Origin of the sequence: Chitinophaga sp. RCC_12 (assembly GCF_041360695.1) — a bacterium.
Classification (GTDB): domain Bacteria; phylum Bacteroidota; class Bacteroidia; order Chitinophagales; family Chitinophagaceae; genus Chitinophaga.
On sequence record NZ_JBFUPS010000002.1, the window covers coordinates 156,645 to 180,044 of the forward strand.

The 23,400-nt window shown below is 47.8% G+C and carries 23 protein-coding genes; 15 read left to right on the forward strand and 8 right to left on the reverse strand.

All coding sequences use genetic code 11. From position 1 onward, the window contains the following. The first annotated feature begins 112 nt into the window (after nt 1-112). The 3 genes from AB6805_RS05810 to AB6805_RS05820 all read left to right on the forward strand — a co-directional run bounded on the left by AB6805_RS05810 (nt 113) and on the right by AB6805_RS05820 (nt 1,677). Complete coding sequence (locus AB6805_RS05810; protein ID WP_370908510.1) at nt 113-508, forward strand: nuclear transport factor 2 family protein; 396 nt, start codon at nt 113-115, stop codon at nt 506-508. A gap of 409 nt (nt 509-917) precedes the next feature. Next, on the forward strand, nt 918-1,211 hold the full coding sequence (locus AB6805_RS05815) for a hypothetical protein (RefSeq protein WP_370908511.1): 294 nt from the start codon (nt 918-920) through the stop codon (nt 1,209-1,211). Nucleotides 1,212-1,350: 139 nt separating this feature from the next. Then, nucleotides 1,351-1,677, forward strand: coding sequence for a hypothetical protein (locus AB6805_RS05820; protein ID WP_370908512.1), 327 nt, complete (start codon nt 1,351-1,353; stop codon nt 1,675-1,677). Nucleotides 1,678-1,681: 4 nt separating this feature from the next. Here AB6805_RS05820 and AB6805_RS05825 read toward each other — a convergent pair whose 3' ends face one another. The 7 genes from AB6805_RS05825 to AB6805_RS05855 all read right to left on the reverse strand — a co-directional run bounded on the left by AB6805_RS05825 (nt 1,682) and on the right by AB6805_RS05855 (nt 10,345). Continuing rightward, a complete protein-coding gene (locus tag AB6805_RS05825; RefSeq protein WP_370908513.1) occupies nt 1,682-2,902 on the reverse strand; it encodes an ABC transporter permease in 1,221 nt (406 codons plus the stop codon). 12 nt (nt 2,903-2,914) lie between these two features. Next, complete coding sequence (locus AB6805_RS05830; RefSeq protein ID WP_370908514.1) at nt 2,915-3,664, reverse strand: ABC transporter ATP-binding protein; 750 nt, start codon at nt 3,662-3,664, stop codon at nt 2,915-2,917. Then, the gene (locus AB6805_RS05835; RefSeq protein WP_370908515.1) at nt 3,661-4,893 is read right to left on the reverse strand and encodes an efflux RND transporter periplasmic adaptor subunit; all 1,233 of its coding nucleotides are present in this window, start codon (nt 4,891-4,893) and stop codon (nt 3,661-3,663) included. The genes AB6805_RS05830 and AB6805_RS05835 overlap by 4 nt, the downstream gene beginning before the upstream one ends. 13 nt (nt 4,894-4,906) lie before the next feature. After that, nucleotides 4,907-6,202 (reverse strand): TolC family protein, encoded by a 1,296-nt coding sequence (locus tag AB6805_RS05840; RefSeq protein ID WP_370908516.1) that lies wholly within the window; start codon nt 6,200-6,202, stop codon nt 4,907-4,909. A 261-nt stretch (nt 6,203-6,463) separates the two neighbouring features. Then, nucleotides 6,464-6,925: a DUF983 domain-containing protein gene (locus AB6805_RS05845; protein WP_370908517.1), complete on the reverse strand. Its 462-nt coding sequence runs from the start codon at nt 6,923-6,925 to the stop codon at nt 6,464-6,466. Between the two features lie 14 nt (nt 6,926-6,939). After that, nucleotides 6,940-7,818, reverse strand: coding sequence for a helix-turn-helix transcriptional regulator (locus AB6805_RS05850; RefSeq protein ID WP_370908518.1), 879 nt, complete (start codon nt 7,816-7,818; stop codon nt 6,940-6,942). 130 nt (nt 7,819-7,948) lie between these two features. After that, on the reverse strand, nt 7,949-10,345 hold the full coding sequence (locus tag AB6805_RS05855; RefSeq protein WP_370908519.1) for a prolyl oligopeptidase family serine peptidase: 2,397 nt from the start codon (nt 10,343-10,345) through the stop codon (nt 7,949-7,951). 408 nt (nt 10,346-10,753) lie between these two features. On the opposite strand from AB6805_RS05855, the gene AB6805_RS05860 reads away from it, so the two are divergent. The 12 genes from AB6805_RS05860 to tatA all read left to right on the forward strand — a co-directional run bounded on the left by AB6805_RS05860 (nt 10,754) and on the right by tatA (nt 21,841). Beyond that, nucleotides 10,754-11,428, forward strand: coding sequence for a FadR/GntR family transcriptional regulator (locus AB6805_RS05860; protein WP_370908520.1), 675 nt, complete (start codon nt 10,754-10,756; stop codon nt 11,426-11,428). Between the two features lie 48 nt (nt 11,429-11,476). Beyond that, the gene (locus AB6805_RS05865; protein WP_370908521.1) at nt 11,477-12,697 is read left to right on the forward strand and encodes an MFS transporter; all 1,221 of its coding nucleotides are present in this window, start codon (nt 11,477-11,479) and stop codon (nt 12,695-12,697) included. Nucleotides 12,698-12,763: 66 nt separating this feature from the next. Beyond that, nucleotides 12,764-13,636 (forward strand): DMT family transporter, encoded by an 873-nt coding sequence (locus tag AB6805_RS05870; protein ID WP_370908522.1) that lies wholly within the window; start codon nt 12,764-12,766, stop codon nt 13,634-13,636. 67 nt (nt 13,637-13,703) lie between these two features. Continuing rightward, nucleotides 13,704-14,354 carry a tetratricopeptide repeat protein gene (locus AB6805_RS05875; RefSeq protein ID WP_370908523.1) on the forward strand — a complete coding sequence of 217 codons (651 nt, stop codon included), beginning with the start codon at nt 13,704-13,706 and terminating at the stop codon, nt 14,352-14,354. Between the two features lie 111 nt (nt 14,355-14,465). Continuing rightward, nucleotides 14,466-16,412 (forward strand): TonB-dependent receptor plug domain-containing protein, encoded by a 1,947-nt coding sequence (locus AB6805_RS05880; RefSeq protein ID WP_370908524.1) that lies wholly within the window; start codon nt 14,466-14,468, stop codon nt 16,410-16,412. A 17-nt stretch (nt 16,413-16,429) separates the two neighbouring features. Then, nucleotides 16,430-17,023, forward strand: a complete 594-nt coding sequence (locus AB6805_RS05885; protein ID WP_370908525.1) for a DUF6580 family putative transport protein — start codon at nt 16,430-16,432, stop codon at nt 17,021-17,023. Between the two features lie 191 nt (nt 17,024-17,214). Next, nucleotides 17,215-18,543 carry a DUF5074 domain-containing protein gene (locus tag AB6805_RS05890; RefSeq protein ID WP_370908526.1) on the forward strand — a complete coding sequence of 443 codons (1,329 nt, stop codon included), beginning with the start codon at nt 17,215-17,217 and terminating at the stop codon, nt 18,541-18,543. A gap of 61 nt (nt 18,544-18,604) precedes the next feature. After that, complete coding sequence (gene cobU / locus AB6805_RS05895) at nt 18,605-19,117, forward strand: bifunctional adenosylcobinamide kinase/adenosylcobinamide-phosphate guanylyltransferase (protein WP_370908527.1); 513 nt, start codon at nt 18,605-18,607, stop codon at nt 19,115-19,117. Between the two features lie 11 nt (nt 19,118-19,128). After that, on the forward strand, nt 19,129-20,175 hold the full coding sequence (cobT, locus tag AB6805_RS05900; RefSeq protein ID WP_370908528.1) for a nicotinate-nucleotide--dimethylbenzimidazole phosphoribosyltransferase: 1,047 nt from the start codon (nt 19,129-19,131) through the stop codon (nt 20,173-20,175). Further along, nucleotides 20,172-20,948 (forward strand): adenosylcobinamide-GDP ribazoletransferase, encoded by a 777-nt coding sequence (locus AB6805_RS05905; RefSeq protein WP_370908529.1) that lies wholly within the window; start codon nt 20,172-20,174, stop codon nt 20,946-20,948. The genes cobT and AB6805_RS05905 overlap by 4 nt, the downstream gene beginning before the upstream one ends. Then, entirely contained in the window at nt 20,933-21,490 is a 558-nt protein-coding gene (gene cobC / locus AB6805_RS05910; protein WP_370908530.1) for an alpha-ribazole phosphatase, read from the forward strand. Before AB6805_RS05905 ends, cobC begins: the two co-directional genes overlap by 16 nt. A gap of 129 nt (nt 21,491-21,619) precedes the next feature. Beyond that, nucleotides 21,620-21,841 (forward strand): twin-arginine translocase TatA/TatE family subunit, encoded by a 222-nt coding sequence (tatA, locus tag AB6805_RS05915; RefSeq protein ID WP_370908531.1) that lies wholly within the window; start codon nt 21,620-21,622, stop codon nt 21,839-21,841. Between the two features lie 81 nt (nt 21,842-21,922). Here the strand turns inward: tatA and AB6805_RS05920 are convergent, their stop codons facing one another. Further along, the gene (locus tag AB6805_RS05920) at nt 21,923-23,248 is read right to left on the reverse strand and encodes a DUF5690 family protein (RefSeq protein WP_370908532.1); all 1,326 of its coding nucleotides are present in this window, start codon (nt 23,246-23,248) and stop codon (nt 21,923-21,925) included. Nucleotides 23,249-23,400 lie beyond the last annotated feature (152 nt).

The window sequence follows — 23,400 nt, forward strand, 5'->3', positions numbered from 1 at the left end:
AAAATCATCCTGTCGCTAAATGGTAAGTAATTGTCGTGTAAAGGTAAATGATAAGGGGGTGGCAGGTGGTAGCTTTGCATTATCAATTCATCAACAACTAAAAAAGTATACAATGGAACAACAAACATTACAGGTAGTAACAGATTTTGTAAATGCCGTACAACAGGTAAACCTTGAAAAACTAGGCGCACTGCTACATCCCGAAATAAACTGGGAACAACCGGGCAGCAACCGCTTCTCCGGCACTAAAAAATCCAGCGGGGAAGTATTCCAGATGGTAGGCGGCATGTTTGAGGTATCACAAAACACCATGTCGCTCGCTGCCATCAAAACCATCGCAGTACACGGCGACCAGGCGTCAGTAGTACTTACCTGGAAAGCATCGCGGCCGGGAGCGGAACTGCATACAGATAACGTAGACGTATATACGGTGAAAGACGGTAAAATTGTGGCAGCGAAAATATATGCGGAAGATATCCGGCAGGAAAATATTTTCTGGGGCAATTAAATTACAATTCAAACACGGGCAACACCTTCCGGACCACGGGCAGTCTGGAGGGTGTTTTTTATGCAAATAATTCTCCCGCTGTTACGGATAACAGTCATTTTTTTAAGCATCAACTAATAAGGAGAAATCAACTATCGTTTATATAATAGCTACGCGTTACTTTAATTCTCCCCGTGAGGTGTAGGAACAGATAGATACAGACCTTCGACTACTTCACAGGCAGAGGGTTACCGTAAATGAATATACGAAATTTAAATGATCCCGCCCCGGGAAAATCCCCGGTATGTACCAGCAATACGGTAAAAAACACATTTGTAAAAAACTGTATTACAATAACAAACCAAGTGGCACTATTGTTGAATAATAACCAACGTCAGGCAATCATTTTTAAAATTAAAAAAGTAATAACATGAAAACTCCAAAACTTCTGATAGCTGCGGCCATCGGCGTAGCAGTAACACTGGCCGGTCAGCATGCATTTGCACAGGGAATCGACAGCACTGCAAAAAAAGTGGGAAATAAAACAGCCTCTATCGCTGTTAAAGGAGCCTCCACCATTACAGATAAAACCTTTAAAGGCAAGGAAGGCCCCAACGGAGAAACCGTTTATATCGACAGAAAAGACAGGAAATACATTGTAGACGGGAAAGGTAAGAAAGTGTATCTGAAGAAATCACAGATACATGATAAGAAGAAAGACTAAATCTACACTGCCATAAAGTAAGCCGGCCAGGGAAACCTACCGGCTTTTTTATTGCCACAAAACACAGATGGAAGTATATTTCCATGACAACAAGCCAGTATTTGTTACGTATATTCATATTGCCGTTAAATACCCGCTTATGCAACTGAAACCAGGCACCTGTTACAAGGTAAATACCAGGACCATTGCAGCGCTGCAGCAATTTGGTGAATACGAGTTTGTAGTAGCCGTTATTCACGCCAACGATACCTCCGACAGCGTGGTTTTTGAACTTAAAAAACTGCTGGGACACTACAGCACCGAACAGGAAATAGCCACCCGCCAGGCCGTAGAAACCCATGCCGATGGTTTCTCACTGGAAGATATTACCGGGCATCAACTTAACCTGGTACAATTTGAAAGGGAAAGCGCTTTTATAAAATGGATCACAGAAGGCATTGCGGAGCCGTACGACTGTAACGCGTAAATAATTACTCGTAACGCAACGCTTCAATAGGATCCAGCCGGGAGGCTGCCTGTGCCGGATAGTAACCAAAAAACACTCCCGTAAACGCACATACCACAAAGGAAAGTATAATAGAAGACTCCGACACCAGCGTAGGCCAGCCAAGCGTAAGCGTAATTACCTTGGCGGAAGTAATCCCCAGCACCACCCCTATTAAACCACCCGTTACACTGATAATAATTGCCTCTACCAGGAATTGCAATAAAATATCAATGCCCCGCGCGCCAATAGACATGCGCAGCCCTATTTCCCGGGTGCGTTCCGTTACTGATACATACATGATGTTCATGATACCAATGCCGCCAATCACCAGTGAAATACCCGCAATAGCGGTCAACAGGATAGTAAGCAGGCTGGTAGTGGAACTCAGCGTTTTTATCAGTTCCTCCATGGTCCTCACCTGGAAATTATTTTCATCGGCAGGCCGCAAACGATGTGTTGTTCTGAGTATATCTATAATTTCGTTGGTAGCCTGCTCTGAAGCGCCTTCGCTCACGGCGGAAGCATAAATACTCTGGAAATAAATGGTGGCCAGGATACGTTTTTGCACGGTGGTGTAAGGCGTTAGAATGATATCATCCTGGTCCTGCCCGAAAGAGCTCTGTCCTTTCGGCGCCAGCGTGCCTATTACCTGCAATGGAATGGAACCCAGGCGGATTACTTTTCCTACAGGGCTTTCTCCACTGGGAAACAGGTTGTTGATCACCGTTTGCCCCAATACACACACTTTCGCAGCAGTAGCCACATCTGCATCGGAAAAACTGATGCCATCATTCACCGTAAGCTTGCGGATATCAAAATAAGAAGGGGCCACGCCCTGCAGGGACGTAGGCCAGTTCAGCGCGCCGTAAATAGCCTGCCCTTTGGTAGACGCCACCGGCGACACCGCGCTTACATATTCCGCATTCTTTTGTATCGCCAGTACGTCTGTGATGGTAAGCGACTGAAAGCTCTCTCCTCCTATCCTCACCCCACCGGCTACGTTGCTGCTTGGCAAAATGGTGATCATGTTGGAGCCCATGCTGCTTAGCTGCGACTGGATACTTTCCTTCGAACCCTGCCCGATGGCCACCATCGCGATAACAGCGGCCACACCGATGATGATTCCCAGCATCGTCAGGAATGCCCGCAGCTTGTTGCGCTGCAACGCCTTTAACGCTATCATTATGAGATTGACTGCACTCATGCTTTCGCTGAATTAATAATCTTCGGCGGGAGGCAATGATGCCAGTGCTTCCTTTGCCGAGCGTATGTTTTCATTCTTGCTGTCTTTCACCACTTTTCCATCCCGCAACATCACCGTTCTGCTGCTGAAAGCAGCTATATCCGGTTCATGCGTAACAAATACAATCGTTTTGCCTTCCTGGTTAAGGTCCTGCATCAGGGCCATAATTTCGTAAGAAGTACGGGTATCCAGGTTACCGGTGGCCTCATCTGCCAGGATCATGACCGGCTGATTAACCAACGCCCTCGCAATGGCCACCCTTTGTTGCTGCCCGCCGGAAAGCTGGCTGGGCGTATGATCTTCCCTGTCGGCCAGTTTCACCGCCTGGAGCGCCCCCAGCGCCCTGTTACGCCGCTCCTGCACAGATAACTCGGGGTTGTAAAACAACGGCAGCTCCACATTCTCCAATGCAGAGGTACGCGGTAACAGGTTGTACGCCTGGAACACAAACCCAATTTTATGATTCCGCAACCGGGCCAGTTCATTGCGCGACAGGTTGCTCACATTCACGCCATCCAGCAGGTAACTGCCCGACGTAGGTTTATCGAGGCAGCCGAGAATATTCAGCAACGTGGTTTTTCCCGAACCGCTACTTCCCATAATCGTCACAAATTCACCTGCAAACACATCAAAAGACACGCCTTTCAATGCGCGGACCGTTTCAGTCCCCATCACAAACTCACGCTTGATCTGCTGTAGTTCCAATATTTTGCTGCTGCTCATCGTCTTCGCCCTCCCATTTTTGGTAAAAACGGACTGGTACTTCCACCCGCTGCCGCCACGGCTCCCCCGGCGCTGACGCCCGTTACCACTACATCATTTTCGTTTAGCCCTGAGAGTACTTCAATATGCGTATTGTCGTTTAGTCCTGTTCTTACATGTTTTTGCACCAGCGTATCGCCACGTAATATCCATACATAATTGGAGGAACCTATACGCGTGGTACTTTTAAACTTACCACCCGTGGTATCTTTTGTTTGAGCAGGATTACGGGTTCTTCTCACGGCGCTTTGTATCACATAATCCTTTAGCTGTACAGAGTCGGGAATAAATTTAAGCGCCTTTACGGGCAGCAGCAGTGCGGAATCTTTCTCCGCTGTATAAATCGTAACGTTGGCAGTCATTCCCGGTTTCAGCTTCCTGTTATCATTCGGTGCGTTAATAATGGTATTGTAGGTAACCACATTGGAAGATACCGACGGCTGCAGCCTGATTTCCTGGACACTTCCGGCAAAAATATCTTCCAGGTAAGCATCTACGGTGAAGGTTACACGAAGTGAATCTTTTACATTGCCGATATCTGCTTCGTCTACGCTAGCTTCCACCTGCATCTTGGTGATATCTTTGGCAATGACGAACAAGGTAGGCGTATTGAAACTGGCGGCTACGGTTTGTCCTACGCTTACATTCCGGTTCAGTACCACCCCGTCGATCGGTGAATGGATTTCTGTAAAAGAGAAATTCTTTAATGCCGAATTCAGCTGGGCGGTTACGCTGGCCACGTTTGCTTTGGCCTGCCCTATCTGGTTGGCGGCAATATCGTAGTCGGCTTTGCTGATGGCGCCGGTTTTATATAACAGCTCCTGCCGCTGGAAATTATTCCTTTGGTATTCCAGGTTGGTTTGCGCTACCTGTACGTTGGCCCGCAGCTGATCTACCTGTGCCTGGAAAAGATCTTTATCCAGTTCCGCCAGCAGTTGTCCTTTTTTTACCTGGGTGTTAAAGTCCACGTATAAATATTTGAGCGTGCCGGACACCTGGGTACCCACCGCCACTGTATCTACCGGCTGTATAGTACCGGTAGCGGTTACGGTAGTGGCGATGTGCCCATATTCCGGTTTGGCGGTATCAAACCTGACCGGTTCTTTTTTCTTCCTGATAAAGAAAAACCAGATCGCCACCAGCAGCAGTACGATCACCACCGTTATGATAACACCTTTATATTTTCTCATACCTCAATTACATTTATAGTTTTACCGGTATGCCCCTGTAAAAATCATATATCCTGATGTTCAGAGCAGCATTGTATTTCGCCTGTATATAAGATTGTAATGCCTGTATATATAAATTTTTCTGCTGAAGAAAAACCACGATATTGGCAGCGCCCACTTTTAATTGTTCGCTGGCAATCCGGTAACCTTCCTGTGAATATTTTAGCTGCTCCACGGCAGCATCGTACTGCGACTGCGCATTGAGCACATCTATATATGACTGTTCTATCGTTTGGGTAAGATTTGTTTTGGTATCCTGCAACACCAGCTTCGACTGATCCACTTCTATTTTTGCTTTTTCCACATTGGTTTTCACGACCCGCCGGGTGAAGATGGGAACAGATAAAGTGAGCCCTATCTGCTGATAAAAATTATTATCCATTTGCTTGAAGTAAGCGCTGTTGGCTCCTCCGCTAACATAAGAAGATCCTAATGCGCCTCCGGCTGTAAGCGTGGGCAAATACCCGGCCCGCGCCTTTGCCAGATCCAGGTCTGATACCTGGATGCCGAGTTCACTGCTTTTAATTTCCGGCCTGTTGGCCAGTGCAGAATCCTGTACTTCCTGTAAGGCATACAGCCGCGTGTTGGTGATCAATGTATCCGGCTCCTGGATTTCAAAATTATAGCTGCTGGGCAGCTGCAACAGTTGCTTCAGCACCAGCTTGTTCTGCCTGTGCTGGTTTTCGGCGGTTACCAGCAGGTAACGGTCGTTCGACAGCTGCGCCTTTAACTGCACCAATCCTATCAGGGCAATGCTGCCCACATCATATTGTTGTTGTCCCTGCTTCACCTGCGCTTCAGAGGTGGCTACCACATCCTGCACATATACAGTGTTTTCCTTTGCCAGCAGGATATTCAGATAGGCTTGTGTAATCAGTACCGTGATATCATTTACCTGCTGGGCAATATTCAGTCCTGCCATCTGTGTGAGCAGGTTCTTCTGTTTAATATCATTATTGAGATATCCGCCCTGGAAAAGGGTAACATTGGAGTTAACGCCATAATTACCGGTGGTATTTACCCGGTAAGAAGAATTGCCGGCAGCGGTAACAGATTTGCCGCCGTTAAGATCCTGGGAAACGGACCCCGTAAGATTAGGCAGCTTGGCGGCACGCGACAGCAGCAGGTCCTGGTCGCTGCTCATTTTGCTCAGGCGCAGGCTGTTTAACTGGATATTGTTTTTCAGCGCATAGTCGAAACACTGCTGTAAAGTCCACTGTGCGGGGAGCTGCTGCACGGTGCTATCCTGCGCGTTCAGCCTGGGCTTCACTGACAACAAAAAAATAAAAATGAATAGAAATTTTCCGGGCTGTCTGAAAAACATCATCGTATAATCATTGATGTTAGTAAAGGCTACAACTGGAATAAGGGGCCAAATAGTAATACAAGATAACGAATTATGATGGTATTAATAAACGAAAAACGGACCCATAGAAAGATAATAACGGATAACTCGTCCGTTTGTTCTCTCCATAGATCCGTAAATTACCATCTCCGTCCTATCGGTTTCTTTGCCTGGTTTGCCGGCCTGTTATATAGCGTTCTTAAAAGTTGCGTTTGACCGGCCCGTTCCCTGTGGAGGGCCCTGATGCCAGTTTTCATCGTAGTATACAAAAAAGGCCATCCAGATGGTACGTGACCATCGCATCAGCAGGGGTTGCAGTATTACCAGCAGCAGGGCGTTTACCCCAAGCCACCAGAAAATCCGGTTGTCGTAAATGGAGAAGCCGATGAACAGCCACCAGGCAATGAGGCTGGCCACACACACCGCAATAGACAGTGCATAGCTCACATAGCCGGTACCGTAGTAAAAGCCTACTTCCACTTCCACCGGCTGACCGCATACCGGGCAAACATCGGGCATCTTTAAGCAGTTTTTCAGGTCGTAGGGATTTGGGGTAGTATAGATAGATCCCCTTCTGCAACGGGCGCACTTATTTCCCAACAGGCTTTTCAGCAGGCTGGGTTTTACATTATTTTTATCTGCACACATATAATGAAGATTTATCAGGAAATATGTTTCCGGAACTCTTCCGGTGTTGTTCCTGCGTATTTTTTAAAAAACTTCGTGAAGTAAGAATTGTCCGCAAAATTGAGCTGGTAGGCAATAGTGGCAATACTCATATCAGCATTGATCAATAACCGTTTTGCTTCCAGCAGTACGCGGTCGCGGATAATTTCCCCGGCCGATTTCCCCAGCATATGCCGGCAAAAGGCATTGAGATAATTAGGTGTTACATACAGCAGGGCGGCATATTCTTTCGGCAACCGCAGCTGCATATAATGCTGTTCCACCAGCTTGCGGAAATTGCGCAGCAGCACATAATTATGCGGCAATTCCTGACGGGTTTCCCCCTGCCTGCTGGCGCGGCTTACGGCTATGAACATTCCCAGCACCTGTAACCGCAGCATATCCTGGCTGTAAGCCTGGTCACCTTTCATTTCTTTCAGCATGCCTTCAAACTGCGCGGTTACAACGGGGATAGCGGCTTTAGGCAACTGTACTACTCCTTCTGCGCTTACCCCGCTGAAAAAAGGAAACCGTTCCACGTAATCAGCATCCTGCAGGAAGGCATTAAAAAAACCGGCAGATACATTCATTACGTAACCTTCTATCCCGCCGGAAAAAAACCAGCTGTGTACCTGGCCGGGTACCATAAAATATAATTGTCCGGGCTTTACCGGGAATTTTTCAAAGTCGATCGTATGACTTCCACCCCCGGCAGTAAAAAATGCCAGGTGATAAAATGAATGCCGGTGAGGAAAATGAATATCCCGGTGTGCTGCCAGGTAATCGGAAAACCTGGCCACCAGTATATCTTCCGATGCCGGCTTTCCCATAGCCAGGGAACAGATATCGTATGTTGGAATGAGCGCCTTTGACATGATGCAACAAAGGTACAAAGGAAGTAAGAACGGGGGTTGTGGTATTAGGGGCTTTAATGGTACTTTTTACTTATCGTAATAATTTCTGTGATGATCCGGGCGGATCATCACAGAAATTACGGGGTAATATTTATTGTTTTACATATTTCATCAGCCATTCGTCCATTTCCCACAGCATATGCAGGATACTTTCCTTAGCGGCATAGCCGTGGCTTTCCTGCGGCAGGAATACCAGGCGCGCCGTGCCGCCATTGCCTTTAATGGCGTTATACAGTCGCTCGCTTTGGATAGGGAATGTGCCGGAGTTATTATCGGCTTCCCCGTGAATCAGGAGAATGGGCGTTTTCAGCTTATCTGCATAAGAGAAAGGCGACATTTTATAATACACTTCCGGCGCCTGCCAGTAAGTGCGTTGTTCGTTCTGGAATCCGAATGGCGTTAATGTACGGTTATAAGCGCCGCTGCGGGAAATACCTGCTCTAAACAGGTTCGTATGTGCGAGCAGGTTAGATGTCATAAAGGCGCCGTAAGAATGGCCACCAACTGCTATACGGTCCTTATCGCCCACGCCCATTTCCGTGATCTTGTTCACGGCGGCTTCCGCATTCATCACCAGCTGATCGATAAAAGTATCATTAGGTTCTTTATCGCCTTCGCCCACAATGGGCATTTCGGTAGCATCCATTACCGCAAAGCCGCGGGTTACCCAGAAAATGGGCGAGCCATAGTTAACGCGGGTAAACCTGTAGGCGGAGCCACGTACCTGGGCGGCATCGCTGGCAGATTTGTATTCACGTGGATAAGCCCACATCAGCACCGGCAGGCGGCCATCTTTGGCAGGGTCGTAACCTTCCGGGAGGTATAACATAGCGGTGAGGTCCACCCCATCTTTGCGTTTGTATTTCAGCAGTTGTTTCTGCACGCCTTTCAGTTGCGGCTGTGGATGTGGAAATGCGGTCAGCGCCACGGATGACTTCTTTTTCAGGTTTTGCAGGTAGTAGTTTACGGGAGATGAAACCGATTCGCGTGCTATCACTACCACGAGCCTGGCAGGGTCAATCACATCGGCCACCTGTTCGTAATAAGGTGCAGCGGAGCGCCACAGGATTTTTTGTTTGCCGTTATTTAAATTAAAGGAAGACAGGAACGGGCGGTCTCCTTCAGGGGAAGCGCCTGGCGCCGTCATCAGCAAATCATGTGAAGGCGACACGTATAAAACAGCCCTGTTGTATTGGTTCTTTATTGTTACAGGTGTGCCCGGATCGTTATACCGGTCGTTTTCAGAACGATCGATCAGCGTAACCGGCGCCTGCGAAGGGTTTGCAGGGTTTATGCGGCTTACCTTTATTTTCTGCTGCGTACTGTTGGCGTCATACACCAGTGCCAGCTGGTCGTTTGCCCAGCTGATGCCTGCAAAGCGGTTCACGGTTTTCACCAGTTCCTGCGGTGCTGCGCTGAACGGGGCAGCCAGGGTATTTACCACATCGCGGAAAGGTACTTCCTTTTTAGGATCGCCGCCATCGAGGGCCTGTACCCACCAGATAGTGGCTGGTGCGTCGTTACGCCAGGAGAAATAACGCGGATAATTACTGGTGGCGTCAAAACCTTTGGGCCGTACCTCATCCAGCGGGTTACTGGCGAGTTTCTTTACCAGTTCGCCATTCATTTTCCATATTTCCACTTCCGTGGGGAAACGGTGGGCGCCTACCAGGTAAGAATATGGACGGTGGAGGCTTTCCATCAGCAGGTATTGATTATCCGGCGATGGAGCCGCGGTGATGTAAATAGCTGGTTTACCAATTACCTGTTCGCCGCTGGCGCTGATCATCACCGGTTCGGATTGAAAGTAATAATCGAACAGCTGCTCGTCGTATGGATTTTTGAGCATGTCCTGGTAAGTGGCTGCCGGCGCTGCTTTACCGGAAGTTTGCTGCACGGTGGGGCCTGCAGGCGCCAGGGGCTTTTCCGGTGCTTTGCCAATAGCGGCGGGTACTGCCAGCGCCAGGATGCGGTTATCATCGATCCATGTAAATGCCGGGCCTGCAATGTCATTGAGGGCGCGGGTACTTTGCTGTGTGGCGGCGCCGGTAGCAACATCTGCTTTCCATAAGGTAATGCGGCTGTTGTCTGTAAGGGTGAAGGCAATGCTTTTCTGCGACGGCGACCAGCTGATATTGCCAATACGTGCATTCGCTGGCAGGCCGGTGACGGCGTATTCGCTGTTGCCCTTAATGTTTTTAATACGGATAGCTGTGATGTAACCTGCACGGCTTGGCCCGAAGTTAGCAGGGTTAATACGTGTTCCTGCCAGCTTGTATTCCGGTTGCGATAATTCTTCAATAGTTGGGTAACTGGTTCGTTCCATGATCAGCATCACATCTCCTTTGCTGCTAAAGTCCGTTGATGGTGAAGGGGCTGCCATCGCCAGCTCCAGGATACTCTTTGGGGGAGTCTGGTACTTCAGCGCATCCTGCGCATAGGCATGGAAGGTGATGAATAAGGATAACGACAGTATTAATTTTCTCATATAGCAGGTAATGTTGATAAGCAATCCGGCCAAAATAAACTTATTGCCACAGTTTGCAAAGCAGAAAATGATGAATGAAAGTATGCAAACTTAAAACAGGATTATCTGACAAAGGTGTAAAGCTATTTCAGGACGAGACATAGTGTATGGGGAGTGTATGGGAAGTGTATCATGAGTGTATGGTGAGTGTATGGGAACAGTATGGGGACTATATGGGGACTATATAGGGACTGTATGGGGACTATATAGGGAGTACGACACATACGCTAGTCCTAAGTAACTGAGAAGTATCCAAGAAGTATCCGACAAGTAATACCTGCCTATGTCATCACACTGTCCATCTCCTCCTCTTCCGAAAAAAAATGAAAAAGGTAAAAAGTTCTATTACCTTTGCAAACATCAGATGATATGATGACTACAAATACTTCTCCTTTAAAACGACTCAGCCTGGCTGAAGAGGTAGCGGACCGACTGCAGGAGCTGATTGCTTCCGGTAAATATGCCGTAGGACAACAGTTGCCCACAGAACCGGAGCTGATGTTACAGTTTTCCGTGGGGCGTTCCAGCATCCGGGAAGCAGTAAAAATACTGGCGCACCGGGGGCTGGTGCGGGTGCAACAGGGGTTGGGTACCTTTGTATTATCACAATCAGGTACCGGAGAAGCACTATCACAGCGGCTGCAGCGGGCCGATTTCAAAGACCTGAATGAAGTGCGCTTCCTGCTGGAAGTAAAGATTGCGGAAAAAGCCGCCATGCACCGCAACAACAAGGATATCGAAAAGATGAAAGGCTTCCTGAAAAAACGTTTTGAATATGCATCCGCCAACCAGCTGGAACTTTGTATCCAGGCGGATATCAACTTTCACAACGCTATAGCGGAAGCAGGTAAAAATGAAATTATGCGGGACCTGTACAAAACAGTGGCAGAGCACCTGAAAAAGTCGTTCCTGCTGCGGTATGCCAACACGGATTCTTTTGTTGACACACAGCATTATCACGACGCACTGCTGCAAAGCATTATAGATAAAGATCCCAAAAAGGCGCTGGTTTGGGCAACGAAAATCAGTGACCAGAACAAATAATTTTTTTTACCCTTAAACATCAGATGATCTGATCTTAAAAGAACAGAAATGGAAACAACATTACCAGAACAGCACAAAGCAGCCACACAACAGGCAGCACAACAAACGGTGCTGTCGATCCTATTGGCGTTAAGTTTTACCCACTTCCTGAACGACACCCTGCAATCGCTCATTCCTGCGATGTACCCGGTACTCAAAAATTCATTGAAATTAAATTTTACACAGGTAGGGCTTATTACCCTCACCTTCCAGATGTCGGCATCACTGCTTCAACCGCTGGTGGGCCTGTACACCGATAAAAAGCCACAGCCTTATTCACTGGCCATTGGCATGAGTTTCTCCCTGCTTGGATTGGTATGTTTATCCTTGTCGCACAGCTTCCCGATGGTGCTGGTATCCGTAGGACTGGTAGGCGTTGGCTCTGCGGTGTTTCACCCCGAAGCCTCCCGGTTGGCGCATATGGCCTCCGGCGGGAAACACGGCATGGCGCAATCACTATTCCAGGTAGGTGGTAACGCCGGCAGTTCGCTCGGACCGCTACTCGCTGCGATGGTGATTGTTCCTTTCGGACAGTTTCATGTGATCTGGTTTTCCATAGCCGCCTTACTCGCGATTGTGGTAATGCTGAACATCAGCAAATGGTATCTTTCCAATACACACCGCATCAAACCCAAAAAAGCTGCATTGGACCTGAACAGGCCGAAACTATCCAATTCCACCGTGATATTTTCATTGGGTATCCTGCTGGTGCTGATCTTCTCCAAATACTTTTACATGGCCAGTATGACCAGCTACTATACTTTTTACCTGATGGACCGCTTCCATATTTCCACGCAGGCTTCGCAGGTGTACCTGTTCATCTTCCTGTTTGCCGTAGCGGCAGGTACCTTTATCGGCGGCCCTGTCGGCGACCGGATCGGGCGTAAATATGTGATCTGGATCTCTATCCTGGGTGTGGCGCCGTTTTCATTATTGCTGCCACATGCCACCCTGTTCTGGACGGCAGTACTCAGTGTATTCATTGGCGTTATACTCTCTTCTGCTTTCTCTGCCATCCTTGTTTATGCACAGGAACTGGTACCGGGTAAAGTGGGCATGATTGCGGGATTATTTTTTGGGCTTGCCTTTGGTATGGCCGGCGTAGGCTCCGCCCTGCTGGGCCGCCTGGCAGATGCCACCAGTATTTCCTACGTATACCAGGTTTGTGCCTATCTTCCTTTAATAGGGCTCCTTACCGGTTTGTTACCGAATCTTGAAAAAAAGAAATAGCCTCGTTTAGCGGAGGCGATGGCCTCCGCTAAATTCACATACATTCGCAGCACTAAAACAATTCTTATGTGGAAAGGCATACTGCTTGTGTTGCTTGGCGCATGCAGCTTTGGGATATTATCAACGATCGTTAAATCAGGCTATCAGCAAGGGTATACATTAGGCGAATTATGCAGTGTACAGGCGGGTTTCGGCATGCTTGCGTTATGGATTATCCAGGCATTTTCCGGCAGGAAAACAGTGGGCCTGGCTAACAGGGATGCCCGTACCTGCTTTATCCTGGGCAGTTCCACAGGATTAGTAAGCATTGCTTATTATCAGAGTGTACAATATATTCCGGCAAGCATTGCCATCATATTACTGATGCAGTTTACCTGGATGAGCATGCTGGCCGAATGGATCATTTATAAAAAGCGGCCTTCCCCTATACAGTGGCTGGCAGTATTTTTTATTCTTGGCGGCACCCTGCTGGCGGGAGGCGTATTTAACCACACGGAAACCGCGCTGAACTGGAAAGGTATTGGCTTCGGTTTGCTGGCAGCCATGTGTTACACCGTATTTATAGTAGTAAGCGGCCGGGTAGCGGCATCGCTGGGACCGGTGCTGAAAAGCGCCTGGATCGTTACCGGCGCATTTGTACTCATCAGCCTCATCTTCCCTCCGCTGTACCTGTTTAATGGCCGGTTTACCGGCACCAGCCTGTGGATCTGGGGAATTCCCCTTTCGCTTTTCGGTACCGTGCTGCCACCTTTCCTTTTTTCAAAGGGGATGCCTCAAACGGGGGTATCGCTGGGCGCCATTCTCAGCGCTGCCGAGCTGCCCGTGGCCATGCTGGCCGCTACCATTTTCCTTCATGAATCCGTATCGCCCCTGCAGATACTCGGAGTGGCCATCATATTAAGCGCCATCGCCATGGCGAATCTGAAACGCCGGAAATGAAAACCCATGAGGTGTTTTTTTTATTTATCTTTGCACCCTCTATTAGTGATTTACGAACTGTTTTTTCATGAAAGCATTTAATTTTTTTATTCTATATCGCCTCCCGATCGGTATTATTTTACTGGCAGGTGGTATTGCGCTGGGCCTTACTGTTGGCTGGTGGGAAGCCACCATTGTGCTGGTGCTGGCACTGGTATGTTTGGTAACACATGTGATGTTTGGTCCCATGAGAATGGTACAGGAAGCCGTGGAAGCCGGCGACATTGAAAGGGCCACCGCCCTGATGAACCAGGTAAAGTTCCCGAAACTGTTGTACAAACCTATCCGCTCTGTGTACTATTTTATGCAAAGCAACATGGCCATGTATTCCAATGATCTTGATAAAGCTGAATCCACCATCCGCCAGAGTATTAACTCCGGCAGCCCGATGAAGGAATACGAAGGGATGCAGTATTTTCAGCTGGGTACTATCGCCTATCAGAAAAATGACCTGAAAACAGCTGATCAGAACCTGAAAATTGCAATGCGGAAAGGTTTGCCAGACAAGGAAAACACGGCAGCAGCCCTGTTAACCCTGGCTTCTATTGCCATGAGCCGCCGCGACTTCAAATCTGCCAAAGAATATTTTCGCAGGGCCAAAGCTCAAAAGCCTACCACTGCGCAGATCGTAAGCCAGATCAAAGAAATGGATAAATATATTTCCCGGATGCCGGGATAAGTAAATTGCCCCAGGGCAATTTACCTTTGAAAATGCAGCGGAGATAAAGTAACCTAACCTTTGTCCCAGCTGCATTTTTATTTTGATAAACCTTCAACTAATATTTCGCGGATGCAATTAAAACTTTACACTTCCTTATTTTTATCTACCGTGCTGTATACTGCTGCTACCGCACAGGATACCAGCCGTATCAGCCAGCTGAATGAAATTACCGTTACCGCCGCTAAAGGTCCGCAAAAGGCCGGGGAAACCGGCAAGGTGGTTACCATCCTTTCACACGAATACCTGGAGCGCAACAGCGGCAGAAGCATTGCCGGCATCCTCAACCAGCAAACCGGCCTGATCATCAACGGCGCTGAAAACAACCCGGGCACCGTACCCAATGTATATATGCGCGGGGCCTCCAACGGTAACACCCTGATCCTCGTAGACGGGCTGCCGGTAAGCGACGCCTCCCAGATCAATAATACCTTTGATCTCAACTTCATTTCCCCCGACCAGGTAGAACGGATAGAAATACTCCGGGGCAGCCAGTCCACCCTGTACGGCTCCAATGCAGTAGCAGGTGTGATCAACATCATTACCCGTAAAACCGGCAGTAAAAAGTTCGGTGTGGGCGCCACTGCCAGCTATGGCAGTTATCACGATTTCCAGGGCAATGTAAATGTACATGGCAATGTTAACCGCTTCTCTTACCTGGTTAGCTATAAACACGAAAAAACCAGGGGCTTCTCCGATGCTTACGACTCTACCTATAAAGCCGGATTTGATAAAGACGGCTTCCGGCAAAACAGCGTTTTTGCCAAACTGGGCCTGGCTGCAGGAAAACGCTGGAACTTCGGCTACCTGCTAAATTACAGCAATTACCACCACGACCTCGATGAAGGTGGCTATAAAGACGAAACGGATTATAACGGCAAATCAAAGTACCTGCTCAACGGGTTTAACAGTGAATACCGCTTTAAAAACGGCTCCTGGCATGTATTATACAGCTACCAGCATACCAAACGGGATATTTTAAACGATTCCGGCTATGTGGGCGTGGGCGCTTATGCCCGGTACGACAGCTCCCTGTTTACCGCCAACACCCACCAGGTGGAAAGTTATGTGAACCTGGACCTGAGCAGCCGGATCAGGCTGATCGGAGGCGCCGCCTATAACCGTTCCGCCACCGATCAAAAAGACTTCCTGGAAAGCACCTTCATGCCGGGGATAGTTAACACCACGTTATCGCCGGATAGCTCACACACCAGCCAGATCAGCGTATACGCCTCGTTCCTGCTGCGTAATATGGGTGGCTTTAATCTCGAAGTGGGTGGCCGGTTTAATCATCACAACCTGTATGGTAATAACCAAACCTTCTCCATTAATCCATCTTACCTGATTAATCCGCATCATAAAGTATTTATCAATATATCTTCTGCCTACAGCGTTCCAACTTTATACCAGCTGTATGCAAATGGCTATGGTAACCGGGATCTGAAGCCGGAAACCACTACCAATTACGAAGCCGGTTACCAGGCCAATGTGGCTGATGGCAAAATAGATTTCCGGGTAACCGGTTTTGCCCGGAATACCCGCGACCTGGTGATCTTTTATTTTGATCCTGTCACCTTTTTCAGCCAGTACCGTAATGCCAATAAACAAAAGGCATATGGCGCTGAAGTGGAAGCTACCTGGAGAATTACCAGGACGCTGCAGCTAACGGCCAATTACGCCTATGTGGATGGCCGCGTTACGGTGAACCAGAACGGCAAGGATTCTTCCTACTACAACCTGTACAGGATACCCAAACACGCCGTGAACGCCACTTTAGGCTACCAGGCAACGCGGTCGCTGTACGTGGCCGCCACCGGTAAATACATAGATAAGCGGTTTGAAGGCGTCAAACCGATGGGGGATTATTATACCCTGGATTTATATGGTGAATATAAATTTGGTAACTTGCTTAAAATTTTCGCCGGTTTCAGAAATATTACAGATTATCAGTATTTTGATATTTCGGGTTATAATTCACGCCGGTTCAATTTTAATACCGGTATTGTATTTAATTTGTAAACATTAAAACCAACATAATGTCTTTAAAGAATCTTAATCCACGGTTTGGCGTACTGCTGCTGTTCATACTGGCAGCTGGTGTAATACGTATCGTGTTGGGATCAGATGCCACCATGCAACCAATCGCTATGTTTACGCCGGTAGGCGCAATGGCTTTATTTGGCGGCGCTTCTTTTTCACAGAAGTGGAAATCATACGCCTTTCCTTTATTGACGCTGTTTGTGAGCGACATTATCCTGATGCAGGTTTTCCATAAGCAATATGCGGAAGGCTTGCTGTACAGGGGCTGGGTATGGAACTACGCCAGCTTTGTGCTGATCGTATTACTGGGTCAGCTTTTAATCAAGAAAGCAAGCGTGGCCAACATCCTGATGGGCTCTGCAGGCGCAGCGCTGCTGCACTTCCTGGTGTCCAACTTCGGCGTGTGGGTAAGCGGTTCTACCAACCTGCTCACCGGATTACCGTACACCAAAGATGCCGCCGGATTAGCCAGCTGCTATATCCAGGCGATTCCTTACATGTGGTATGTACTGGTAGGTAACATCGTTTACAGCAGCATTTTCTTTGGCAGCTTCGAACTGGTTAAACGCAGATTGCGTTTTGCTCAATAATATTTTTACATTTGTTTTTTAGAGATTTGGGCTCAGGCAGATGAACACATTTGTCTGACTCTAAATCTCTAAATTATTATAGGGATTCACTATTTCTCTCTTCTGCATAGCATTTCTGTATTAGCACCCTGGCTACAGTTTAACTGTAACACCCATACGAAAACAAGACATACGAAAATAAATCACAACACATGCGCAGCATTTCACGCAAATTTCAGGTTTCCTTTATTGCAGCAGTATTCGCTATTGCAGGATTAGCCTCCTGTTCCAAAGATAATGAGGCAGAAGTAATTGTACCACAGATTGTAGCTCCGGGCTTAAAAGACGGCAAAGATACCATCTATATTGGCGACACCCGGGTGTTGAGCCCGCAACTGGCCGAAGTGAAGAACCCTACTTTTCTCTGGCTGGTAAATGGCGTGCAGGTGAGCACCGATTCTACCTATACTTTCACCGCAGCAGAAAGGGGTGATTATACCATCTCTTATAAAATAATTTCCGGTAACGCACTCGCCACCTACTATTACCGCATCAAGGTGTTGGGCAAATTTGAAAATGGTTTCTTCCTGGTAAATGAAGGCCAGTATGGTAAGGAAAGCGGCGATGTGAATTTTTACCGCAATGGGGAAGATTCCGTTTACCAGTATGTATTTAAACGTAATAATCCTGGCAAGCAACTCGGTGGCACCACCGACTACGGCGCCATTTACAACAATAAAATGTACCTCGTGTCCAAAGAGGGCGCCTTTGTGGTAGCAGATCCCGGCACCATGAAAGAAACCGGCCGTATTGATCAGCTGCCGGCTTTCGCCAACTCCTTTTGCGGCGTGAACAGCAATACCGGTTTAATAAGCACTGCTGATGGCGTATACCCCGTAAATCTGCAAACACTGGCCCTGGGCAGTAAACTGGCCGGCGTAACCGGACAGGTAGGTGGTATGGTAGCAGCAGAAGGCTACATCATCGTTATGTCGGAATCACAGGGTATGGTGGCGTTGAACAAAACCGATTTAAGCGTGTCAAAAGTATTAGGTCCTGCGGATGTAGGTTTTACCCGCACACCGGATGGTACCGTTTGGGCCGCCCGCAATAACATGCTGTTTGCTATTAATGCCAACAACCTGAAAATAGATACCGTTACCGTTCCATTCCCGGTATATGGCGCATGGGGCGCATGGAATGCAGGTATGCTCAGCGCATCCACTATTGAAAACGCCGTATTCATTGGCAAAACCAATGCCTGGGGCGCCGGTGGCAGGGAAGTATACAAATATGCAGTAGGGAACCCTAACTCCCTGACTGCGCCGTTTGTAACCATTCCGGCCGGCCGTGAAATGTATGGTGCAGGTGTAAGATATAATCCCGGTAACAATACCATCGTGGTAACTGACGTAAAATCAGGTTACGGCGATAACTATAAAGATAATACGCTGTACATCTATGATGCCAGCAGCGGCAGCCTGAAGAAAAGCGTGAACTTCATGGGCTTCTTCTTCCCGGCAATGCCGTTATTTAACTAATAACTTCCGGTGGTTGGCTTTCTATAAAAGCCAGCCACCGGGAAAGGCTAAAAGCTTTTCTATGCTTCACTTAATTACAGGCGGCGCCCGTTCGGGTAAAAGCAGGTACGCACAGGAGCTGGCCTTATCACAAAGCGCTCACCCGGTATACGTGGCTACCGCCAAAGTATGGGACGATGACTTTGCACAACGCATACAACGGCATAAAGCAGAAAGAGGCTCCGCATGGGTGAACTATGAAGAAGAACTGTATGTAAGCCGGCTCCCGCTGGACGGCCATACCGTAGTGATCGACTGTATTACCCTGTGGCTTACTAACTTCTTTACTGAACACCAATACCATACTGATAATACCCTCCAGGCCATCCAGGCAGAAATACACGCACTTCACCAGAAAGCAGGTACTTTTATTATAGTGACCAATGAAATTGGAATGGGCGTGCATGCCGAAACGGAAGCGGGGCGCAAGTTTACAGACTTACAGGGTTGGGTGAACCAGTACATTGCCCGTATAGCCGGCACCGTTACCCTGATGATTTCCGGTATCCCGGTTGTAATTAAAAAAGACGCGTAAAAAAATTCCTCATGATGAATGATATCCGGATAACACCAGTATCACCCGAGCTGAGAACTGCCTTACAGGACAAGATAGATCAGAAGACCAAGCCGCCCGGATCGCTGGGCAGACTGGAACAAATTGCGTTACAGGCTGGCCTGGTGCAAAATACACTGACGCCCTCCGTGAAGAACCCGGCTATCATTGTATTTGCAGGCGATCATGGCATCGCCGCCGACGGACAGGTGAATCCTTTTCCACAGGCCGTTACCGCGCAGATGGTATATAATTTTCTGAATGGCGGTGCAGCTATCAACGTGTTTTGCAGGCAGCATCAGCTGGACCTGACAGTGGTAGATGCCGGGGTAAATCATGAGTTTGCGCCGCATCCGCAATTGAAAGACCGTAAAATGGGTATGGGTACGCAAAACTTTTTGCATATGCCGGCCATGTCGCTGGACCAGTGTAAATTGGCCATGCAGGCGGGCGCCGCCGAGGTAAAGCTGCTCCACGAAAAAGGTTGCAATGTGGTTGGTTTTGGAGAAATGGGCATCGGTAATACCTCCGCAGCATCGTTGCTGATGAGCCACTTTACCGGCATAGCGGTGGCCGAATGCACCGGTGCCGGCACTGGCAGCAACACGCAGCAACTGGCGCAAAAAAGGGCTATTCTGCAACAGGTAATGGCTAAACATGCCTCGCCGGCATCGCCGGAGCAGGCCCTCGCTACATTCGGCGGCTTTGAAATTGCCATGATCTGCGGCGCCATACAACAGGCCGCGGCCTTAAAAATGCTGATAGTAATAGATGGCTTTATTGTAACCGCCGCTTTGCTGGCAGCCGTGAAAATGCAACCTGCGGTGAAAGACTATTGCATCTTCGCCCATTGCTCTGAAGAAAAAGGGCATAAAGCCATGCTGCAGCATCTTGAAGTAACGCCGCTTTTACAGATGGACATGCGTTTGGGAGAAGGCACCGGCGCGGCACTGGCCATTCCGCTGATTCGAAGCGCGGTAGCTTTTTTGGAAGAAATGGCCAGTTTTAACAGTGCTCAGGTATCAAACCGTACTATATGAAAAAACAGTGGCAGCTATTGCTAACCGCTATCATGTTCTATACGCGTATACACGTTCCCGTTAATATCCCCTACTCCCCGGAGATGCTTAGCAAAGCTACCCGCTATCTCCCGTTGATAGGATGGATAACCGGTGCAATTATGATAGGCGTATTGTACATCCTGGGGGGCATTGCTCCGCCAATGGTAAGCATCCTGCTGGCTATTATTGTGGGCGTATGGGTAACCGGCGCTTTTCATGAAGACGGATTTGCCGACATGTGTGATGGTTTTGGCGGCGGCTGGACCAAAGAGAAGATCCTGGAGATCATGAAAGACAGCCGCATTGGCACTTACGGGATGCTGGGGCTGTTGCTGATCATGACCCTCAAATACCTGTCGCTGCGCGAACTGTCGCTTTACAAAGTAATGCTGACGATCGCAAGTGCGCAGCCACTGAGCCGCTTTGTAGCGGTAACGGTAGTGTATACCCACAAATATGTCCGGGAAAACGAAGACAGCAAAGCAAAGCCCATTGCCCAGGGCATCTCTTTACCGGACCTGGGAATAGCCGCCATATGGGGCTTTATTCCTTTCATTGCAGCCATGATTTACCTGCATAACTATACCCTGCTGCTTACCCTCCCCACCCTGGTACTGGCCCGCTGGTATATGGTGCGGCTCATGCAGAAATGGATAGGCGGCTATACCGGCGATTGCCTGGGCGCCGTACAGCAGGTATCGGAAACTGTTATTTATTTATGCTTTTGTATTCTTACATGGAAATATATCTGATCCGGCATACCACGCCGGCAATAGAAAGTGGTATTTGTTATGGAGCCTCGGACGTGGATGTAGCAGGCAGTTTTGATACCGAAGCAGCCCGTATAAAGCCGCTCCTGCCGGCCGGCCCTGTAGATGTATATACCAGCCCTTTGCAGCGTTGTGAGAAGCTGGCTGCCGCCTTGTATGGCAGCAATTACATTAAAGACGACCGGCTAAAGGAAATGAATTTTGGGAACTGGGAAATGTTGCCCTGGGATAACATCAGCAAAAATGCATTAAGCAAATGGGCCGATAACGTAGTGTTTGAGCACATTCCCGGCGGGGAAAGCTATGAAGAATTATATAACCGTAGTATACAGGTTCTGGAAGAAATAACCGCCGCCGGAAGGGATACCGTGTTAATTACACACGGCGGGGTGATCCGCTGTATAGTGGCGCATGTGACCGATACGCCACTCGTGGATGCGTTCGATATTTCGGTGGATTATGGGCATATTTCGCATTTGCAAGTGGAGAACGGAGAGGCAAAAGTGATATTTTCTAATCTGTAAACAACTGTCTTTAAGCCAATTATATTAATATTTTTAAATATCTCCCTAAAAAACAAAAAAACTGGTAATTCGTGCTAACTTTATGTTTGCATATACCGTATATAAAAGCACATAATAAAATCTGTTATAATGACAACATCTTTTCTGAACATCCCGCTTTTGTTTTTGCAGGAAATAGGTATCAAAGAATTACTGCTGATAGCATTAGTAGTATTGTTATTGTTTGGTGGTAAGAAGATACCTGAGCTGATGCGTGGTTTGGGTAGCGGCATACGTGAATTTAAAGATGCCAAAGATGAACCAGGCAAAAAAGGAACTAAAGCTGACGCGACAGACGCCAAAGCGAATTAAATTCCTGTTATAAAAACGAACGGCAAATTGCGCATTCAGCATGCACGATTTGCCGTTTTTTTATGCATTCCCCGCCATTGGTCAGGCTGCAATCTGTACTTCTCCCCCGAGGTTTGAAGTACTTTTATTGTTCACTGATTCATATCTTTTTTTAAAATACCAGGCAGAAGCTATCATCATTACGATGCCGGTAACGGATACGCCCAGTACTGCATCCATAAAAAACTGGCTCCACGACAAAGCCATGCCACTGAAGTTTTTAAACAGCATCACCAGCACACTTCCCAGGTAACCAAAGGAATCGGCCACATAAATGATAAAGCCCACATTGCTGACGTATTTAAACACCGCGATAAGGCGTTCAAAGAAAATACAGTTAAACGGGATATATCCCATATACAAGCCCAATCCGGTTAAAGTCATCCACCATACCGGGTCAAGCCGGTGCTGCTTGTATAACAGGGTACTGATCAATGCCACCAGAAATCCCGTGATCACAATAAAGTGATTCAGCATAAAGGCATGGAAATTATTCTTCACAAATACCAGCAATCCCATGATCACAATGATAGCTATAGATACAGGAATCTCCGTTTGAGTGAAGATGCCTGCCTGGGCCCCATAACCAAGATCTTTCCAGATATCTGCCGCAAAATTATCACGCATATCCCTTAATACGGTGAGCAACACATAGCTGGCAATCAATAGCACCAGCCCCGGTAAAAAAGCCTGGAGAAACGCCTTTCTCTCCGGTTTATTCATAGGCGCCCGGCGTGTTCTCAATTGCTCATCTGCTGCCGTAGGAGGCGGTATCTGTTCCAGCAACAATATGCAGATCATGATAGGCACTATAAAAATAAGGCCTGTGATAAAAGGCATCCAATACTCTGTTACATGCCAGTTCACCACCGTCATTTTACCCACCGACTTTACAAATCCCGAAGAAAAAATAAAGCTGACAGACAACACCGCACCCATAAATTCGGTGCTGCGCCGGCCTTCCAGGTAACTGAACACCAGTCCCCAGATCATGCCCAGCGGAAACCCGTTGAGAAAAAGAAATGCGATATTATACGGCGCCGGTACCACCGCAAAACAAAACAGCGCTATCCACGCTATCCCTATCAACACCATAATACTCTGCGCCCGCTTGTTCCCCTTCATTTCCGCAATAAAACGGATACCATAAAATTTACTACAGGCATAACCAATTGTTTGGGTAATTACCAGCCAGATCTTGTAATCAATACCCAGGAAAGTAACGCCCTCGAAAATCCCCGCCGTAAAAGGCTTACGGAAAGCATACATGCAGGAATAAGTACCAAAGGCCACCAGGGCAGCATACAATGAAAATGTAAGATGATGCGCCTGCTGCAACCGCTTCTGTATCCAGGTAATATTCAACATCGTAAACAAATGGTTTGGGACAAAGGTGAGGGTCCAATGTAAACCCATTGTTAACAAATGCTGAACTTAATGTTAAGTATTATTAAACACAGGAGCGAATTTTGTCTTTCTCGCTGATTACGCTGATTATACTGATTACCCGGATTTTTACT

What these genes read in the sequence shown, in the direction of transcription:
- AB6805_RS05885 (WP_370908525.1), top strand. Translation starts at nt 16,430, where the DNA reads ATGTCTTTAAAGAATCTTAATCCACGGTTTGGCGTACTGCTGCTGTTC.
- AB6805_RS05835 (WP_370908515.1), bottom strand. Translation starts at nt 4,893, where the DNA reads ATGAGAAAATATAAAGGTGTTATCATAACGGTGGTGATCGTACTGCTG.
- AB6805_RS05905 (WP_370908529.1), top strand. Translation starts at nt 20,172, where the DNA reads ATGAAAAAACAGTGGCAGCTATTGCTAACCGCTATCATGTTCTATACG.
- tatA (WP_370908531.1), top strand. Translation starts at nt 21,620, where the DNA reads ATGACAACATCTTTTCTGAACATCCCGCTTTTGTTTTTGCAGGAAATA.
- AB6805_RS05830 (WP_370908514.1), bottom strand. Translation starts at nt 3,664, where the DNA reads ATGAGCAGCAGCAAAATATTGGAACTACAGCAGATCAAGCGTGAGTTT.
- cobC (WP_370908530.1), top strand. Translation starts at nt 20,933, where the DNA reads ATGGAAATATATCTGATCCGGCATACCACGCCGGCAATAGAAAGTGGT.
- AB6805_RS05920 (WP_370908532.1), bottom strand. Translation starts at nt 23,248, where the DNA reads ATGTTGAATATTACCTGGATACAGAAGCGGTTGCAGCAGGCGCATCAT.
- AB6805_RS05890 (WP_370908526.1), top strand. Translation starts at nt 17,215, where the DNA reads ATGCGCAGCATTTCACGCAAATTTCAGGTTTCCTTTATTGCAGCAGTA.
- AB6805_RS05815 (WP_370908511.1), top strand. Translation starts at nt 918, where the DNA reads ATGAAAACTCCAAAACTTCTGATAGCTGCGGCCATCGGCGTAGCAGTA.
- AB6805_RS05860 (WP_370908520.1), top strand. Translation starts at nt 10,754, where the DNA reads ATGATGACTACAAATACTTCTCCTTTAAAACGACTCAGCCTGGCTGAA.
- cobU (WP_370908527.1), top strand. Translation starts at nt 18,605, where the DNA reads ATGCTTCACTTAATTACAGGCGGCGCCCGTTCGGGTAAAAGCAGGTAC.
- AB6805_RS05875 (WP_370908523.1), top strand. Translation starts at nt 13,704, where the DNA reads ATGAAAGCATTTAATTTTTTTATTCTATATCGCCTCCCGATCGGTATT.
- AB6805_RS05820 (WP_370908512.1), top strand. Translation starts at nt 1,351, where the DNA reads ATGCAACTGAAACCAGGCACCTGTTACAAGGTAAATACCAGGACCATT.
- AB6805_RS05825 (WP_370908513.1), bottom strand. Translation starts at nt 2,902, where the DNA reads ATGAGTGCAGTCAATCTCATAATGATAGCGTTAAAGGCGTTGCAGCGC.
- AB6805_RS05855 (WP_370908519.1), bottom strand. Translation starts at nt 10,345, where the DNA reads ATGAGAAAATTAATACTGTCGTTATCCTTATTCATCACCTTCCATGCC.
- AB6805_RS05810 (WP_370908510.1), top strand. Translation starts at nt 113, where the DNA reads ATGGAACAACAAACATTACAGGTAGTAACAGATTTTGTAAATGCCGTA.
- AB6805_RS05880 (WP_370908524.1), top strand. Translation starts at nt 14,466, where the DNA reads ATGCAATTAAAACTTTACACTTCCTTATTTTTATCTACCGTGCTGTAT.
- AB6805_RS05865 (WP_370908521.1), top strand. Translation starts at nt 11,477, where the DNA reads ATGGAAACAACATTACCAGAACAGCACAAAGCAGCCACACAACAGGCA.
- AB6805_RS05850 (WP_370908518.1), bottom strand. Translation starts at nt 7,818, where the DNA reads ATGTCAAAGGCGCTCATTCCAACATACGATATCTGTTCCCTGGCTATG.
- AB6805_RS05845 (WP_370908517.1), bottom strand. Translation starts at nt 6,925, where the DNA reads ATGTGTGCAGATAAAAATAATGTAAAACCCAGCCTGCTGAAAAGCCTG.
- AB6805_RS05870 (WP_370908522.1), top strand. Translation starts at nt 12,764, where the DNA reads ATGTGGAAAGGCATACTGCTTGTGTTGCTTGGCGCATGCAGCTTTGGG.
- cobT (WP_370908528.1), top strand. Translation starts at nt 19,129, where the DNA reads ATGATGAATGATATCCGGATAACACCAGTATCACCCGAGCTGAGAACT.